The sequence below is a fragment of the Virgibacillus chiguensis genome, from assembly GCF_900129865.1.
GTDB lineage: Bacteria > Bacillota > Bacilli > Bacillales > Amphibacillaceae > Virgibacillus > Virgibacillus chiguensis.
In genome coordinates this window covers 127838-142852 of record NZ_FQXD01000001.1, presented here as the reverse complement: position 1 = coordinate 142852, position 15015 = coordinate 127838, and the positions used below count along the sequence as shown (strand labels likewise).

General features: G+C 35.1%; 16 protein-coding genes. All 16 read left to right on the top strand.

The window, feature by feature from the left end; all coding sequences use genetic code 11:
- The first annotated feature begins 72 nt into the window (after positions 1–72).
- The 16 genes from sleB to mtrB all read left to right on the top strand — a co-directional run bounded on the left by sleB (position 73) and on the right by mtrB (position 14937).
- On the top strand, positions 73–900 hold the full coding sequence (sleB, locus tag BUB45_RS00745; RefSeq protein ID WP_116277049.1) for a spore cortex-lytic enzyme: 828 nt from the start codon (positions 73–75) through the stop codon (positions 898–900).
- Positions 901–916: 16 nt separating this feature from the next.
- The gene (gene ypeB, locus BUB45_RS00740) at positions 917–2257 is read left to right on the top strand and encodes a germination protein YpeB (protein WP_073004200.1); all 1341 of its coding nucleotides are present in this window, start codon (positions 917–919) and stop codon (positions 2255–2257) included.
- A 104-nt stretch (positions 2258–2361) separates the two neighbouring features.
- Positions 2362–3054 (top strand): flagellar brake protein, encoded by a 693-nt coding sequence (locus BUB45_RS00735; protein WP_073004198.1) that lies wholly within the window; start codon positions 2362–2364, stop codon positions 3052–3054.
- Between the two features lie 271 nt (positions 3055–3325).
- Entirely contained in the window at positions 3326–3994 is a 669-nt protein-coding gene (cmk, locus tag BUB45_RS00730) for a (d)CMP kinase (RefSeq protein ID WP_073004196.1), read from the top strand.
- Positions 3995–4011: 17 nt separating this feature from the next.
- Positions 4012–4596 (top strand): lysophospholipid acyltransferase family protein, encoded by a 585-nt coding sequence (locus tag BUB45_RS00725; protein WP_073004194.1) that lies wholly within the window; start codon positions 4012–4014, stop codon positions 4594–4596.
- Positions 4597–4758: 162 nt separating this feature from the next.
- Complete coding sequence (gene rpsA / locus BUB45_RS00720; RefSeq protein ID WP_084723496.1) at positions 4759–5895, top strand: 30S ribosomal protein S1; 1137 nt, start codon at positions 4759–4761, stop codon at positions 5893–5895.
- 378 nt (positions 5896–6273) lie between these two features.
- Positions 6274–7158 (top strand): YIEGIA family protein, encoded by an 885-nt coding sequence (locus BUB45_RS00715; protein ID WP_073004190.1) that lies wholly within the window; start codon positions 6274–6276, stop codon positions 7156–7158.
- A 92-nt stretch (positions 7159–7250) separates the two neighbouring features.
- Positions 7251–7436 (top strand): capping complex subunit for YIEGIA, encoded by a 186-nt coding sequence (locus BUB45_RS00710; RefSeq protein WP_073004188.1) that lies wholly within the window; start codon positions 7251–7253, stop codon positions 7434–7436.
- 410 nt (positions 7437–7846) lie between these two features.
- On the top strand, positions 7847–9157 hold the full coding sequence (der, locus tag BUB45_RS00705) for a ribosome biogenesis GTPase Der (protein ID WP_073004186.1): 1311 nt from the start codon (positions 7847–7849) through the stop codon (positions 9155–9157).
- A gap of 13 nt (positions 9158–9170) precedes the next feature.
- On the top strand, positions 9171–10208 hold the full coding sequence (locus tag BUB45_RS00700; protein WP_073004184.1) for an NAD(P)H-dependent glycerol-3-phosphate dehydrogenase: 1038 nt from the start codon (positions 9171–9173) through the stop codon (positions 10206–10208).
- A 61-nt stretch (positions 10209–10269) separates the two neighbouring features.
- A complete protein-coding gene (locus BUB45_RS00695) occupies positions 10270–10530 on the top strand; it encodes a stage VI sporulation protein F (RefSeq protein WP_073004182.1) in 261 nt (86 codons plus the stop codon).
- Between the two features lie 232 nt (positions 10531–10762).
- Positions 10763–10960 carry a DUF2768 domain-containing protein gene (locus BUB45_RS00690; protein ID WP_073004181.1) on the top strand — a complete coding sequence of 66 codons (198 nt, stop codon included), beginning with the start codon at positions 10763–10765 and terminating at the stop codon, positions 10958–10960.
- Between the two features lie 18 nt (positions 10961–10978).
- Complete coding sequence (locus tag BUB45_RS00685; RefSeq protein ID WP_073004179.1) at positions 10979–11707, top strand: hypothetical protein; 729 nt, start codon at positions 10979–10981, stop codon at positions 11705–11707.
- A gap of 314 nt (positions 11708–12021) precedes the next feature.
- The gene (gene spoIVA, locus BUB45_RS00680) at positions 12022–13500 is read left to right on the top strand and encodes a stage IV sporulation protein A (RefSeq protein ID WP_073004177.1); all 1479 of its coding nucleotides are present in this window, start codon (positions 12022–12024) and stop codon (positions 13498–13500) included.
- 588 nt (positions 13501–14088) lie between these two features.
- Positions 14089–14361 carry an HU family DNA-binding protein gene (locus BUB45_RS00675; RefSeq protein WP_073004176.1) on the top strand — a complete coding sequence of 91 codons (273 nt, stop codon included), beginning with the start codon at positions 14089–14091 and terminating at the stop codon, positions 14359–14361.
- Between the two features lie 354 nt (positions 14362–14715).
- On the top strand, positions 14716–14937 hold the full coding sequence (gene mtrB, locus BUB45_RS00670; protein WP_073004174.1) for a trp RNA-binding attenuation protein MtrB: 222 nt from the start codon (positions 14716–14718) through the stop codon (positions 14935–14937).
- Positions 14938–15015: the final 78 nt, after the last annotated feature.

The following is a 15015-nucleotide window of genomic DNA, read 5'->3' as shown; positions in this document are numbered from 1 at the left end:
GTAGCAGATGAATAAAATGATTATTATAACGGAAACTAACAGCACAAAACCTTGAATAGCAGGAGGAAGTGTATGATGGAGAAAAAGCTGACAATTACAATTTGCCTTATCAGTTTTTTATTTCTTGGATTGAATGTAATACAAACGGAAAAAACAGCGCATGCATTTAGTAGTCAAGTAATTCAACATGGCGCTGTTGGTGATGATGTAATTGAATTACAAGCAAGATTACAATATTTAGGTTTTTATAACGGAACAATAGATGGTGTATTTGGATGGGGGACGTATTGGGCGTTACGCAATTTCCAATATGAGTTTGGGCTTGAGATAGACGGATTAGCTGGACAAGATACAAAACAAAAACTTACAAAGGCCAGTGAATATGATGAAAACTATGTAAAGCAACAAATTAAACAAGGGAAAAAATTCACGCATTATGGCGGTGAAAAGAGAAATAAAGAATCTACTAGTAAAAACAAAGGTGGAGCAAATCAAGGGCAGGGCAATCAAGGAAGTAGCACTGCTGTCAATGTTCCACAAGGGTACTCGCAAAATGACATACAGTTAATGGCAAATGCTGTGCATGGAGAAGCAAGAGGGGAACCTTATGTAGGTCAAGTAGCTGTAGCAGCTGTTATTCTAAATCGGGTAGAAAGTGCAACATTTCCAAATACTGTATCGGGTGTTATTTTTGAACCACGGGCTTTTACTGCTGTTGCAGATGGACAAATTTGGTTAACGCCTAATGAGACTGCGAAAGAAGCAGTATTAGATGCTATTAACGGTTGGGATCCATCTGGAAATGCAATATATTATTTTAATCCAGATACTGCAACATCAGGCTGGATTTGGACAAGGCCACAAATTAAAAAAATCGGAAAGCATATATTTGCAAAATAGAAAGGTGTGAAAGGATATGATCCGCTGGATACTAATTGCCGTACTTGCCATAGGTATTATAGGAACAGGGTTTTGGGGGTATCAGGAGCATCAAGAAAAAAACGCGGTTCTCATTCAAGCTGAAAACACATATCAGCGAGCATTTCATGATTTAACCTACAGAGTTGACGTATTAAATGATAAGATTGGCTCTGCTTTAGCTATGAACTCTAATCAACAATTATCACCGCAACTTGTTGAAATTTGGCGAATTACCTCGGAAGCATTATCTGATGTTGGGCAATTACCACTAGGGTTATTGCCATTTAATAAGACAGAAGAATTTTTAGCTAATATTGGTGAGTTTACCTATCGTACGGCAGTGCGTGATTTAAAAAAAGAACCGTTATCAGATCAAGAAACAAAAGCTTTAGAAAAGCTATACAATCAATCAGGTGAGATTAAAGATGAACTAAGAAAAGTTCAACATACAACACTAGAAAACAACTTACGCTGGATGGATGTGCAGCTAGCTTTAGCTAATGAAGATCAGCAGTTGGATAATACGATAATTGATGGTTTTAAAACGGTAGAGAAAAAAGTGGATGGGTTTACTAAAGGAGGCGGTGATACATCTACATCAAATAAATCAGTACGAGACCACGAATTTAAATTTTTAACAGGCAATCAAATGACAAATGAAAATGCTCTTACAAAAGCAAGTAAACTTTTAGGCGTAAAAAATAAAGATAAACTTCGAATTACTGAAAGCGGCAAGGGAGCAGATGCCCCTGTATATAGTGTTTCCTATCATAATGAAGAAGAAAGTGGCTATTTAGATTTATCCCAAAAAGGAGGCCATCCATTAACCCTATTAATTAATAGGCCTATAAATCAAAAGAAGATTAGTTTAAATGAAGCTATGAGGAAAGCAGAAAAATATTTAAAAACCAACCAATTTGAAGATATGACCGTTTTCCAAAGCGCTCAGTATGGAGATATTGGAGCATTTTCTTTCTTATATAATAAAGACGGTATCCGCTATTATTCTGATGCGCTAGAGGTCAAAGTAGCATTGGATAATGGAGAAATACTCGGTCTAACTGCTATTGATTACTTTATGAATCATGTTGACAGGGAAAAAGTTGAACCTAAGATTAGTGTAGATGAAGCAAAAGAAATGGTTAATCCAAATGTTGATATTCAAGAAGAATATTTAGCTGTTATTGACAATGATCTTGGCGAAGAAGTGTTAACGTATGAATTTTTAGGAACAATGGGAAATGAAACATACCGTATTTTTATTAATGCTAATGATGGACGAGAAGAACAAATAGAAAAATTGAGTGGTTCAGAAGTTAATTATGCTAGAGGTTGACAAAATATGTCTTCCTCTTTTTTTATTTTTCTGTAATAATAGGTATAAAGAACTATTCGAATAGACCGCTATATCACCTAATATACGATACGAGGAGTGTTATAATGAAATTAGGAACGATGCTTCAATTAGAAGTCATACAATCTAGAAAAAAAGGAAGTGATAAGGATAACAAATACCGGTGTAAATTAATTGATAAAAATGAACAATGTATTTTTATTGATTTCCCAGTAAATATAAAATCAAAAAAAACAGCTGTCTTTGCAAAAGGAACGGTATTTGACATCACTTTTGTTGGAGATGATGAAGTGATTTATAAATTTCGTTCTAAATTAATAACCAAAATAAAAGGTGAGATTCCTTCTTTAGCAATTCAAAAACCTGTCAACGTTCATCGTATTCAGCGACGAAATTTTATTCGAGTGGAAACAGTTGTTGATGTTGCGGTACATTCAGATCAAAACCTCTTCTCTCCGTTTATTACAGTAACCAATGATATTGGTGCAGGAGGTTTATCTTTAATCGTACCTAGAAACCAGCCTATTATTGGGGATTTAGTAGAATTATGGCTAGTTTTACCAATATCTAAAGGGTCTTTTTTGTATCCAAATATACGTGCTAAGCTTGTGCATCAAGAGAAGGAAAGGAACGAAATTACTATAGCCTCTTTTCAATTTTTAACATTAGATACTAAAATGGAGCAATCTTTGATACAATTTTGTTTTGAAAAGCAACGAGAAGCAAGAAAAAAACAACTATTTGATCGTTCTTATGGCATAATAAAAAATAAGGTTTGAATAGACCATTTTGAAATGAATATGTTATTATTTAGTAGGGCTTGTTCAAAATATGTATAAAGGTAATCTTTTATAATATACAAGATGATGAAAGGATATAGGGTTTCTAGTATAAGCATGTGCCATAAAGGTCTTGGTGAAAATTCTTCTTTCTTAAACTTGGAACATCGACGTGTTATTAATGTGCATTTTTTATTATAATTATTTACATATACTTGGCATAGCCAAGTTTTTTCAGGATAAATGTATTGGAGAGGATTAGGTACCATTTATGAAGAAATTAATAACTATTGCCATTGATGGACCTGCAGCAGCAGGAAAAAGTACTGTAGCAAAAATTGTAGCTGAGAAGTTATCATGTATTTACATTGATACAGGAGCAATGTATCGAGCACTAACTTGGAAAGCGTTGAAGAATTCTGTTAATGTTAATAACGAAGCGGAGCTTATTGAATTATTAGAGAGCACGGATATCATGTTAAAGCAAAGTAGCCGCGGGCAACTTGTTTTTGTCGATGAGGAAGATGTAACCTATGATATTCGATCAAATGAAGTAACAAATAACGTATCATATGTTGCAAAACATCCTAAGATCAGAGAAGAAATGGTACGTCGTCAACAAATGCTTGCCAAACATAGAGGAGTTGTAATGGATGGACGTGATATTGGAACGCATGTACTTCCTAATGCAGATATAAAAATATTTTTAATTGCTTCTGTTGAAGAAAGAGCGAAAAGAAGATATGAAGAAAATCTTAAAAAAGGAATTCATGCTGACTTGAACGAACTAAAAAAAGAAATAGAACGAAGAGATGAGATCGATTCAAAACGAGAAGCATCGCCGTTAATAAAAGCAAAGGATGCCACTGAAATTGATACAACTTCTTTGTCCATTCAAGAAGTTGCTGAACGCATACTCCTCATAGCGAAAGATATTTAGTAGGAGGAGAATAAAGAATGAACTTGTATCGTATAGCAAAATGGGTTGTCTCTATTATTTTTTTTCCACTTTTTCGTATTCAAGTAATCGGGAGAGAAAATGTTCCTAAAACAGGTCCTGTAATCATTTGTTCCAATCATATTTCAAATTATGATCCTCCAGTCGTGGGAATCACTTCCCCAAGAAGTATTTATTTTATGGCTAAAGGGGAGTTGTTTGATAATCCTTTACTAGGGAAATTGTTAATAGGTATTCAGGCTTTTCCAGTAAAAAGGGGCATGAGTGATCGAAATGCTTTAAGGAAAGGGTTGCAAATTTTAAAAGAAGGCCATACACTAGGGTTATTTCCAGAAGGAACAAGAAGTAGGACTGGTGAATTAAGTAAACCACTTGCTGGGGCTGGTTTTTTTGCTTTACGCTCTAATGCAACTATTGTTCCTTGTGCCATTATCGGGAACTATAAACCGTTTAAACAATTGAAGGTTATCTATGGAAAGCCTATCCCTATGGATGAATGTCGAAAAACGAAAAAAGCAACCGCTCAAGAAACAGCAGATTTGATTATGGAAGAAATTCAAAAATTATTAGATGTTAATAAATAAAACTACATTACTTGACAAATAATTATAATTGTTAGAAGTTATAAAAAAGGGATATTATTTTACTGCATTTATTTTAAGTTATTTTTAGTTGGTAGAAAGCTTAAGTAACTTATTGCATAAAAGTTATTTGGGATTTCATAAGATTTTAGGAGGGCTATGGATATGAATGAAGAAGCAAACAATGAACAAATCAATGTAGCTGTAGGAGATACAGTAACCGGAACAGCAGTAAAAGTGGAAGATAAACAAGTACTCGTTGATTTCGGATACAAAACAGAAGGGATTTTACCAATCGGTGAACTTTCTAATCTTCATATTGAGGCTGCTAGTGATGTTGTAAGTGAAGGAGACACATTGACATTAAAAGTAAAGAAAGTAGAAGATGATGATGTTATCTTATCAAAAAAAGCTGTAGATGCTGAGAAAGCTTGGGAGGATCTTCAAGAGAAGTTTGAAAGTGGAGAAGTTTTTGAGACACAGGTAAAAGAAGTTGTAAATGGCGGTTTAGTTGTTGACGTCGGACTACGTGGGTTTATCCCAGCTTCTTTAGTAGAGACATATTATGTTGAAGACTTTAATGATTATAAGGATAAAACACTTACTGTTAAAGTTGTTGATCTTGTTCGTGATCAAAATAGGGTTATTCTATCTCATAAAGCAGTTGAAGAAGAAAAATTACAAGAAAAGAAACAGTCATTGCTTCAATCATTAGAACCAGGACAAATTATCCAAGGTACCGTACAACGTATTACCGACTTTGGAGTCTTTGTGGATATTGGCGGGGTAGACGGTTTAGTTCATATTTCACAATTAGCTCATGAGCATGTGAAACATCCTTCTGATGTCGTACAAGAAGGCGACAGCATAGAAGTAGAAGTTCTTTCTGTAGATCCGGATAGTGAGAGAATCTCTCTATCAAGAAAAAATGCCTTGCCTGGTCCGTGGTCTGGAATTGGGACACGTATCTCTCGAGGAGATGTGTTAGATGGAACAGTAAAACGTTTAGTAAACTTTGGTGCTTTTGTGGAAATTGAGCCAGGAGTAGAAGGTTTAGTTCATATTTCACAAATTGCCACACGTCATATTGGTACACCGCAGGAAGTTCTTGAACCTGGACAACAGGTGAAAGTAAAAGTACTTGATGTTAATGAAAAAGAAGAACGTATCTCTTTAAGTATTAGAGAATTAGAACAAGAACAAGAAGAAAAAGAATATAGTCAATATGAAAAAGATGATGACCAATCTGGCTTTCATATAAGTGATTTTATTGGTGATAAATTAGATAAATATAAACAATAAATAACAAATGTCTGTGGTAACATATTAACTAGTTAAAAAGACGCTTTCTATCTATGGAAGCGTCTTTTTAATGAGATTGCTTAAATTGTTAAATATGTTATTACGCCTGCTTAGAATAAATTTTAACTTCCAATTACTGCAAAAAAGTTTTCCTCCAAATAAAGTACTCACCTAAAAATTTACGCGTTTTGCTGACCAGTTTTATAGTCCTCATTAATTCTTCTGTACTGTTTATATAGTAAAACAATAAATTTGAGACATACTAACAATATACATTTTTTATTATGAATCGATTCGGATTTTAGAGATCGTCCTAATAGGATGAAAATATAGAGAACTTAATCGCTGATAAACGGGAAAACTACGGGAGGAAAGCTAATGAATGAGTATACGATGCCAATTTTATTTGGAGTAATTATTGGAACTTTAGCACGTATTTTAATGTTAAGAACCGATTATAGGCAATATCCTACTTATTTACATGGAAAAGTGATTCACGTATCTTTAGGTTTTATTGCTGCATCACTAGGTTCTGTTGCCATTCCAGCCATTATGGAGTTAGAATTTACGGCGGTTACATTTTTGACTGTTGCTGCAACGCAATTTAGGGAAGTAAGAAATATGGAAAGAAACACACTAACGGAAGTTGATAGTTTTGAATTAGTACCAAGGGGAAAGACTTATATTGAGGGTATCGCTATTTCGTTTGAAAGTAGGAATTACTTAGTAATTTTTACTTCCTTTATAACTACATTAACATTTATTATATTTAATGTTTATGTTGCATTATTTGCAGCGATATGCTCTGTTACTGTTTCAATGATTTTAATGAGCGGTAAAACAATGAAAAATATTGTACAAATAGATCATCACCCACTCCATTTTAAAGGTGCTGGTTTATATGTGGACAATATATATATTATGAATATTGGTTTACCTGAAAGGCAGGAAGAAATTTTAAAATACGGTTTAGGCTTTGTTCTCACCCCCAATAATATTAATACCATAACTACTATTGCGAACTTGGGACAACGACAAGCTATATTGCACGACGTTTCTGTAACTTTAGGCGTATTTAGAGATTCAGGAACTCCAGCACTGACTCCGTTAATTAAGCGGGATTTAGATGATGGACGAATTGGAATATTTATTCTCCCACAAATAAGAGATGTTAACAAAGCAATAAAAGTCATTGGATCTGTCCCTATACTGGAAAGTGCCATACGCATGCCATCTGAGTCCACTTTCACTAGAAAAACTTGACTTATCGCCCAACTCTTTATGGCGAAAGAACACTGCCGTTATTACTTATACTATTATCCTAAAACTAAGTACATCGAAAGGGAGACGAATAAATGGAGATCGAAAAGGCTATATTAGCTGTCATTACAACAAATTCTTCCATTGTTGAAGGTGGCGCACCAATTTTCATCTGTGAAACTCGAAAAGAAGCAGAAGATATATCTGCTAATTTAGAAGCAATTACGGACGGAATTGCTCATGAATTAAGTGAAGAGTTATTTATTATCGTAAAACATTGATAGGCTAATAATTATAATTGTGCGTATGCTCTACTTTTGCTATGATAGAGATTGTTCAAAGCAGTTGGCAAAAAGATACACGATTTGTAGGGCAACGACTTAGAGTAAGAGCTTTATTACATAAACGCTGGTTTATGAATTAGCGTTACATAGAAGGTGATGTGACACTCTTATTTCAAAAAATGAAGAACTTCGTCTAGAATAATTTAAAGTAAGAGTGAAAAATGCCTCAACACCTTATACGTACAAAGACCTTTAAATTTACCGGATTAGGGAAAAATTTGTAGGAGATGTAGAAAAAGCGACTATTAAATGAAGTTTTACTACAACTATAAATCAACCATTTGCCATGAAAACAAACATAAAAATTAAAAACGCAAAAAAGATGTGAAAGAAAGGGTGTTCCTTTCATGAGGAAAGCAACAGTAGCAATAGTAGGAAGGCCAAATGTTGGTAAATCAACTATTTTTAATAGATTAGTTGGCGAGCGCATATCCATTGTTGAAGATATTCCTGGGGTAACAAGGGATAGAATTTATGCTGAAGCGGAATGGCTTACTACCCACTTTAACCTTATTGATACAGGAGGGATTGAAGTTGGAGACGAGCCACTTTTAGTGAAAATGCGCCAGCAGGCTGAAGTTGCAATTGATGAAGCAGATGTCATTATTTTTTTAGTGAATGGTAGAGAAGGTATTACCGCTGCAGATGAAGAAGTTGCAAAATTACTATATAAATCAAACAAGCCTGTTGTTTTAGGTGTTAATAAAGTGGATAATCCAGAAATGAGAGAAACAATTTATGAATACTATGCACTAGGGTTTGGCGAACCATTTCCAATCTCAGGGTCCCACGGATTAGGGCTAGGAGACTTATTGGATGAAGTGGTAAGCCATTTCCCTGAATTGGATATAAGTGAAAAAGATGAAGATACAATTTATTTCAGTGTTATCGGACGTCCAAATGTTGGTAAATCTTCATTAGTGAACGCGCTACTCAATGAAGAACGTGTAATCGTTAGTGATATTGAAGGAACAACAAGAGACGCCGTCGATACAAAACTGCATAGAGATAACCAAGATTATGTTATTATTGACACAGCTGGAATGAGAAAACGTGGAAAAGTGTATGAAACGACAGAAAAGTATAGCGTGTTACGTGCATTAAAAGCGATTGACCGCTCGGATGTTGTGTTAGTTTTAATTGATGCAGAAACAGGCATACGTGAACAGGATAAACGCATCGCAGGTTATGCTCATGAAGCTGGTAGGGCAGTAGTTATTGTAGTTAATAAATGGGATACGATTACAAGTAATGAAAAAGCAATGAAAGAGTTTGAAGAACAAGTACGAGCTCATTTTCAATATTTAGACTATGCTCCTATTGTGTTTTTATCTGCTAAAACAAAAAAGCGCCTGCATACATTACTTCCTGCTATACAATTGGCCAGTGAAAATCATACGAAGCGAGTGCCAACAAATGTGTTAAATGATGTCGTTATGGATGCCCTTGCTATGAACCCGACACCAACTGTAAAAGGGAAAAGATTAAAGGTTCTATATGCTACACAAGTGAATGTAAAACCTCCACGTTTTGTTATCTTTGTAAATGAACCAGAACTTGTTCATTTTTCTTTTGCCAGGTTTGTAGAAAATAGAATTAGAGAAGCTTTTGGCTTTGTAGGTACACCTATTAAAATAATAGCTAGAAAAAGACAATAAAGGAGAAGATAAGATGGCAAGAGTAGCTGTATTAGGCGCTGGAAGTTGGGGGACAGCCTTAAGTATCGTACTAGCTGATAATGGACATGACGTGCGCTTATGGACACATCGACCTGAGCAAGCAAAAAAAATAAATAATACAAAAAGAAATGAGCAATATTTAGATACAGACATACCAGCATCTGTTATCGCTTATTCTGATTTAAAGCAAGCAATTCAAGATGCTGTTGCGATTGTTTTTGTAGTACCTACAAAGGCAATCCGTGAGGTCGCAAAGCAATTAGATCAGCTAGTGGAACCAGATACAACAATTATCCATGCTTCAAAAGGGATTGAACCTGTTACTTTAAAACGTGTTTCACAGATGATTAGTGAAGAATTATCTAAGTTTACGGAAGAAGAAATAGTTGTTCTTTCCGGCCCAAGCCATGCAGAAGAAGTGGCTCTACGACAACCAACAACGGTAACTGTTTCTTCTATTGAACCAGAACATGCAAAAATTGCACAAGATTTGTTTATAAATGAATCATTTCGCGTTTATACTAGCCCTGATGTAATAGGAATTGAGTTCGGCGGCGCTCTAAAGAATATTATCGCCTTAGGAGCGGGGATCTCTGATGGACTAGGTTATGGTGATAATGCGAAAGCAGCTTTGATGACAAGAGGACTTGCTGAAATAGCTAGATTAGGCACATCATTAGGAGCCAACCCATTAAGCTTTCTTGGTTTACCAGGAGTTGGCGATTTAATTGTTACTTGCACAAGTGCGCATAGCAGAAACTGGCGTGCTGGAAACTTATTAGGAAAAGGGCATAAATTAGACGATGTTCTTGAGCAAATGGGGATGGTGGTCGAAGGTGTAAGGACCGTTCAAGCAGCTTATCAATTCGCAAAAGAACAGCAGGTTGAAATGCCAATAACAGAAGGCATTTTTCAATTGTTATTTGAAGATAAATCACCAAAAGACATTGTTGGTCAATTGATGAATCGAAGCAAGCGGCAAGAAATGGACGACCTCGCCCAATTATTGATGGAAAGGTATTCGCAATAACATGAAAAGCCCTGCCTGCATATACTGTGGTTGAGTTTACTAAGAGCAGGGAGGCGAGTTCGTGAATAATTTTCAAAAAGGACTTTTTGACAAAATTCAACAAAAGTCGAGCATTAATCCAGATGATGTTTACAAAGTGGCTGATTCTGTGAAACATGCAGATTTTTCGGATGAAAGAACCGTACGTAAGCTTGTTCGCCAATTAAGCAAACTAGCGAATAAACCTATCTCCAAAGAAAAAGAAGACAAAATTGTTCAGTCTATTGTAAAAAATGATATGCCCATGGATATGAATTCACTAAATAAAATGTTTAAAAAATAAACGTTCTTGGGCAAGTGAGGATACAATCCTCCTCATTTACGCATAGAATAAATCGCACAAGCATTCATGAATAGAGTTGCTGTGGATAATTATTTAGTCATACCGGGATGGAGAAAGCCCCCCTTCATTCCGGATTTTATTATGGTTTTATCAGTCTTTTATCACGTATGTCAATGGTTTATGTTATAATACGTGTTGCAGTGAAGAATTGTATTCAAGGGGTGGATAAATCGTGTCACAAGCAATGCTGAAAATGTATATATCATTTGTGGGTATGGCTCTTTTGCTCGTTGCAATCGGTTTTATTTTATTGGCAAGGTATAAACTTAAAGGGTGGTTAGCTGGAGTAGTGTCGTTACTCGCATACATATCATTAATTTTTGGGAGTCTTATTATCTTTTACATTGTATTTAGCGGCCCATCGGCTTAGTACAAGGGGGGGTTGATCATGTATACTACATATGGAAAAATAGCCATTTTTATATTATTTACTATCCTGTTAAGCGGTTGCTTATATCCCGATAATGAATTATCAAAAAATCAGGTTCCCAATGAAGGCCAATTAGAAGCAGTCCAATCTGCAGTAGAGCAATATCGAGAACAAGAGGGCGGTCTTGTGCCAATTCGAACAAAAGACAACGACACACCTATTTTCCAAAAATATTTAATTGATTTTCCCAAATTAAAGGAAGCCAATGTATTAACGGAAATTCCTGCTAATGCTTTTGAAAATGGTGGTGTTTACCAATATGCTTTAATTACACCAGAAAAAAACCCACGGGTAAAACTAATTGATTTACGTATATCTGAAGTAATACGTAGTGTAAATATAAAGTTGGATATATATCGAGATGAACATATGTATCCACCATTTAAAGAAGAAATAGCAGATGGGATTTATACGATTGATTATGAAAAACTTGGTTTGGAAAACCCACCTACTGTTGTAAGTCCATATTCTAAAGAAAACTTACCAATTGTGATGAATACGGAAGGCGAACTCTATGTAGACTACCGAATTGATTTGAATCAAGCATTAAAAACAAAAAACCATAAGTACGAAACAGGGGATGATATTCGCTATCTGTTAGCTAATAATACTCCTTTTGTTCCAGTGTACTCTCTTCCTTATACTATTAAGAATGAGGAACCTGTATTTTTACACGAAAATAAATAAAAAGTATCATATTCGAACCCTTGAAACAATATATTGTTTCAAGGGTTTTTGATCGTAGCAAATTTATAACAAATTTCCATTACAGGATTAAATTCTTATTTATGCATAATGTGAAACATACAGTTCATTATTGCTATCTTTAGAACATATGACATCTACGGCGTCCCATCGCCATAAAAACTTGCAAAGCCAAGTTTTTCTAAACTTTTACACATGAATAAGGCATATTTTGATAGGACAACATCATAGACTTGTAATGTCAATTATTCATAGTTTGTGCGTAAAAATGAAATCGGAGATCGGGAGGGGATCTTTTGGAAAGAGTAGATATTTTTAATGATATTTCTAAACGAACAAATGGAGATATTTACTTAGGTATCGTTGGAGCGGTTCGTACTGGAAAATCAACATTTATTAAAAAATTCATGGAGCAAGTTGTACTGCCAAACATGGAGGAAGAAAGCGAGAGGGCTCGTGCACTTGATGAATTGCCTCAAAGTGCTGCTGGAAAAACAATTATGACTACAGAGCCTAAATTTGTACCTAATCAAGCGGTTTCTGTTCATGTCGATGAAGGATTAGATGTAAACATTCGTCTAGTGGATTGCGTTGGATACGCCGTTGAGGGAGCAAAAGGGTTTGAAGACGAAAATGGACCCAGAATGATTCACACCCCTTGGTACGAAGAAGCAATACCTTTTCACGATGCAGCAGAAATTGGAACAAGAAAAGTAATTCAAGAGCATTCAACAATTGGGGTTATTGTAACAGCTGACGGTTCGTTTGGAGAAATTAATCGACATGAATATGTGGATGCCGAGGCGAGGGTTGTTGATGAATTAAAAGAAGTAGGAAAGCCTTTTATAATGGTGCTTAATTCCCAGCGTCCTAGCAGTCAAGAAACAGAGTTGTTACGCCAAGATTTAGTCGATAAATATGATATACCTGTTATAGCAATGAGTATTGAATCTATGACAGAACATGATGTTACCAATGTTTTACGTGAGGCATTATACGAATTTCCGGTTTTAGAAGTTAATGTAAATTTACCAAGCTGGGTAATGGTGCTAAAAGAAAATCACTGGTTAAGAAGAGAATATCAAGAAGCCATTCAAGAGACTGTGAAAAACATTAAACGCTTGCGTGATGTGGATCAAATTGTTGGTGAATTTGCTGTTTATGAACATATTGAGCAAGCAAAATTAGCCGATATGGAAATGGGGGAAGGGATAGCGGAAATTGACCTCCATGCACCTGACTATTTATATGACGAAATATTAAAAGAAATTGTAGGTGAAGAAATTAGGGGCAAAGATCATTTATTACAGCTCATGCAAGATTTTGCTCATGCGAAAAGAGAATACGATCAAGTATCAGGCGCGTTACAAATGGTCAAGCAAACAGGATATGGAATTGCAGCTCCGGCTCTAGAGGATATGATTTTGGATGAGCCTGAAATTATTCGGCAAGGCTCTCGGTTCGGTGTTCGCTTAAAAGCTGTCGCTCCGTCCATTCACATGATTAAAGTAGAAGTTGAATCCGAATTTTCACCAATTATAGGAACGGAAAAGCAGAGTGAAGAATTAGTGCGTTATTTGATGCAAGACTTTGAAGAGGATCCATTATCCATATGGGAGTCAGATATCTTTGGGCGTTCCCTAAGCTCAATAGTAAGAGAAGGTATACAAGCAAAAATTGCACTTATGCCTGAAAACGCACGTTACAAACTAAAGGATACACTAGAACGAATCATAAATGAAGGTTCTGGTGGTCTAATAGCTATTATATTATAGCAGCTGTATGTAGCTGCTTTTATTTTTGGGGGATGATATGGATAAGACTGTAAAACAACGTTCAACCATGGTTCTCACAATACTAAAGTGACGTAAGTTTTGGCGTTCTATCACGAAAAAATTATTGATATATGCTTTTATATGCTCGTGTACGATTAGCGAGCATTTTTGTGTTGAGAATCTCTTTAGTAAAAGAAAAAAAGTAACTATGTTTTACTATTTTTTTAGTTGCTTTTAGCCAACTATATAAATTAAATAAAAAACTTCATTGGAAACGGCAGGATATTTGCTCATTGTGTCGTATAACTTTAATATAGCCGAAGTATTGCTAAACATGATTCTAATAAGCTTTCTGCGCTAAATGTAAAATTGTACCATATAATCCATAAAAACTTATGAAAACCGAAGAAAATAATAAAAATTAGGTGGAAACTGTTGAATTTTGTTGCAAACTCGGTTAATATAAGCCATGTCACATTACTATTATGTGGCATGAAGTATAAAAACTGGCAAAAAGGTGAACAAATGAAGATAGTTGTTTAATTTGTTCCAATGTCGATTGATGATAAATGGGAGGAGGTGAATGTCATGAACAAAACAGACCTAATTAATGCTGTAGCTGAAAAAAGCTATCTTTCTAAAAAAGATGCTACGAAAGCAGTAGATGCAGTATTCGAATCTGTCATGGATTCACTTAAAAATGGTGAAAAAGTACAATTAATTGGATTCGGTAACTTTGAAGTACGTGAACGTTCTGCTCGTAAAGGTCGTAATCCTCAAACAGGAGAAGAGATCGAAATACCAGCAAGCAAAGTTCCTGCATTCAAGCCAGGTAAAGCCCTAAAAGATAGTGTAAAATAATTATTTTACATAGGGCAAAAGGATACGCGATTTGCGTATCCTTTTTTACACTATAAGAAAATAAATTATAGAGGATATAAAGTGCTGTAAGACCTCCACTTCAAAAATCGGAAGATGTCTAGCTTATGAATCTAAGTAGAACCTATTCTCTAGGGATGAAGATTCCATTCCTGAAATTTAATTGAATTTTTATTCAATAGAACGAGGAACAACCGTTTTATAGAAATTGGGCTTAACGCCAAATCTTTATGGAGGAAGCTGTTATTTTTTTAATACTATACGCTTTAAACGATAGCGTAACAATCTACATATTGTTTTAAAAAAATTAATTCTAAGAAAGGAAAGGCTGAAGAAATGGATAAGTCAAGTGTTTCAGATTTTTTTGTTATCAAAGCACTGGAAGATGGTGTACAAGTAATTGGATTAACCAGAGGAAATGATACGCGTTTTCATCATTCAGAAAAACTTGATCAAGGAGAAATTATGATCGCCCAGTTTACAGAGCATACCTCAGCGGTTAAAGTAAGAGGTAAAGCTTTAGTTCAAACAAGTCACGGTGAGATTGAGAGTGAGTAAGATTAGATGACAGTTGTTTTTATACTTTACTACCTCTATCTATTAGCTTAAGTTTTATCATCCATTCCCTTCACAGCC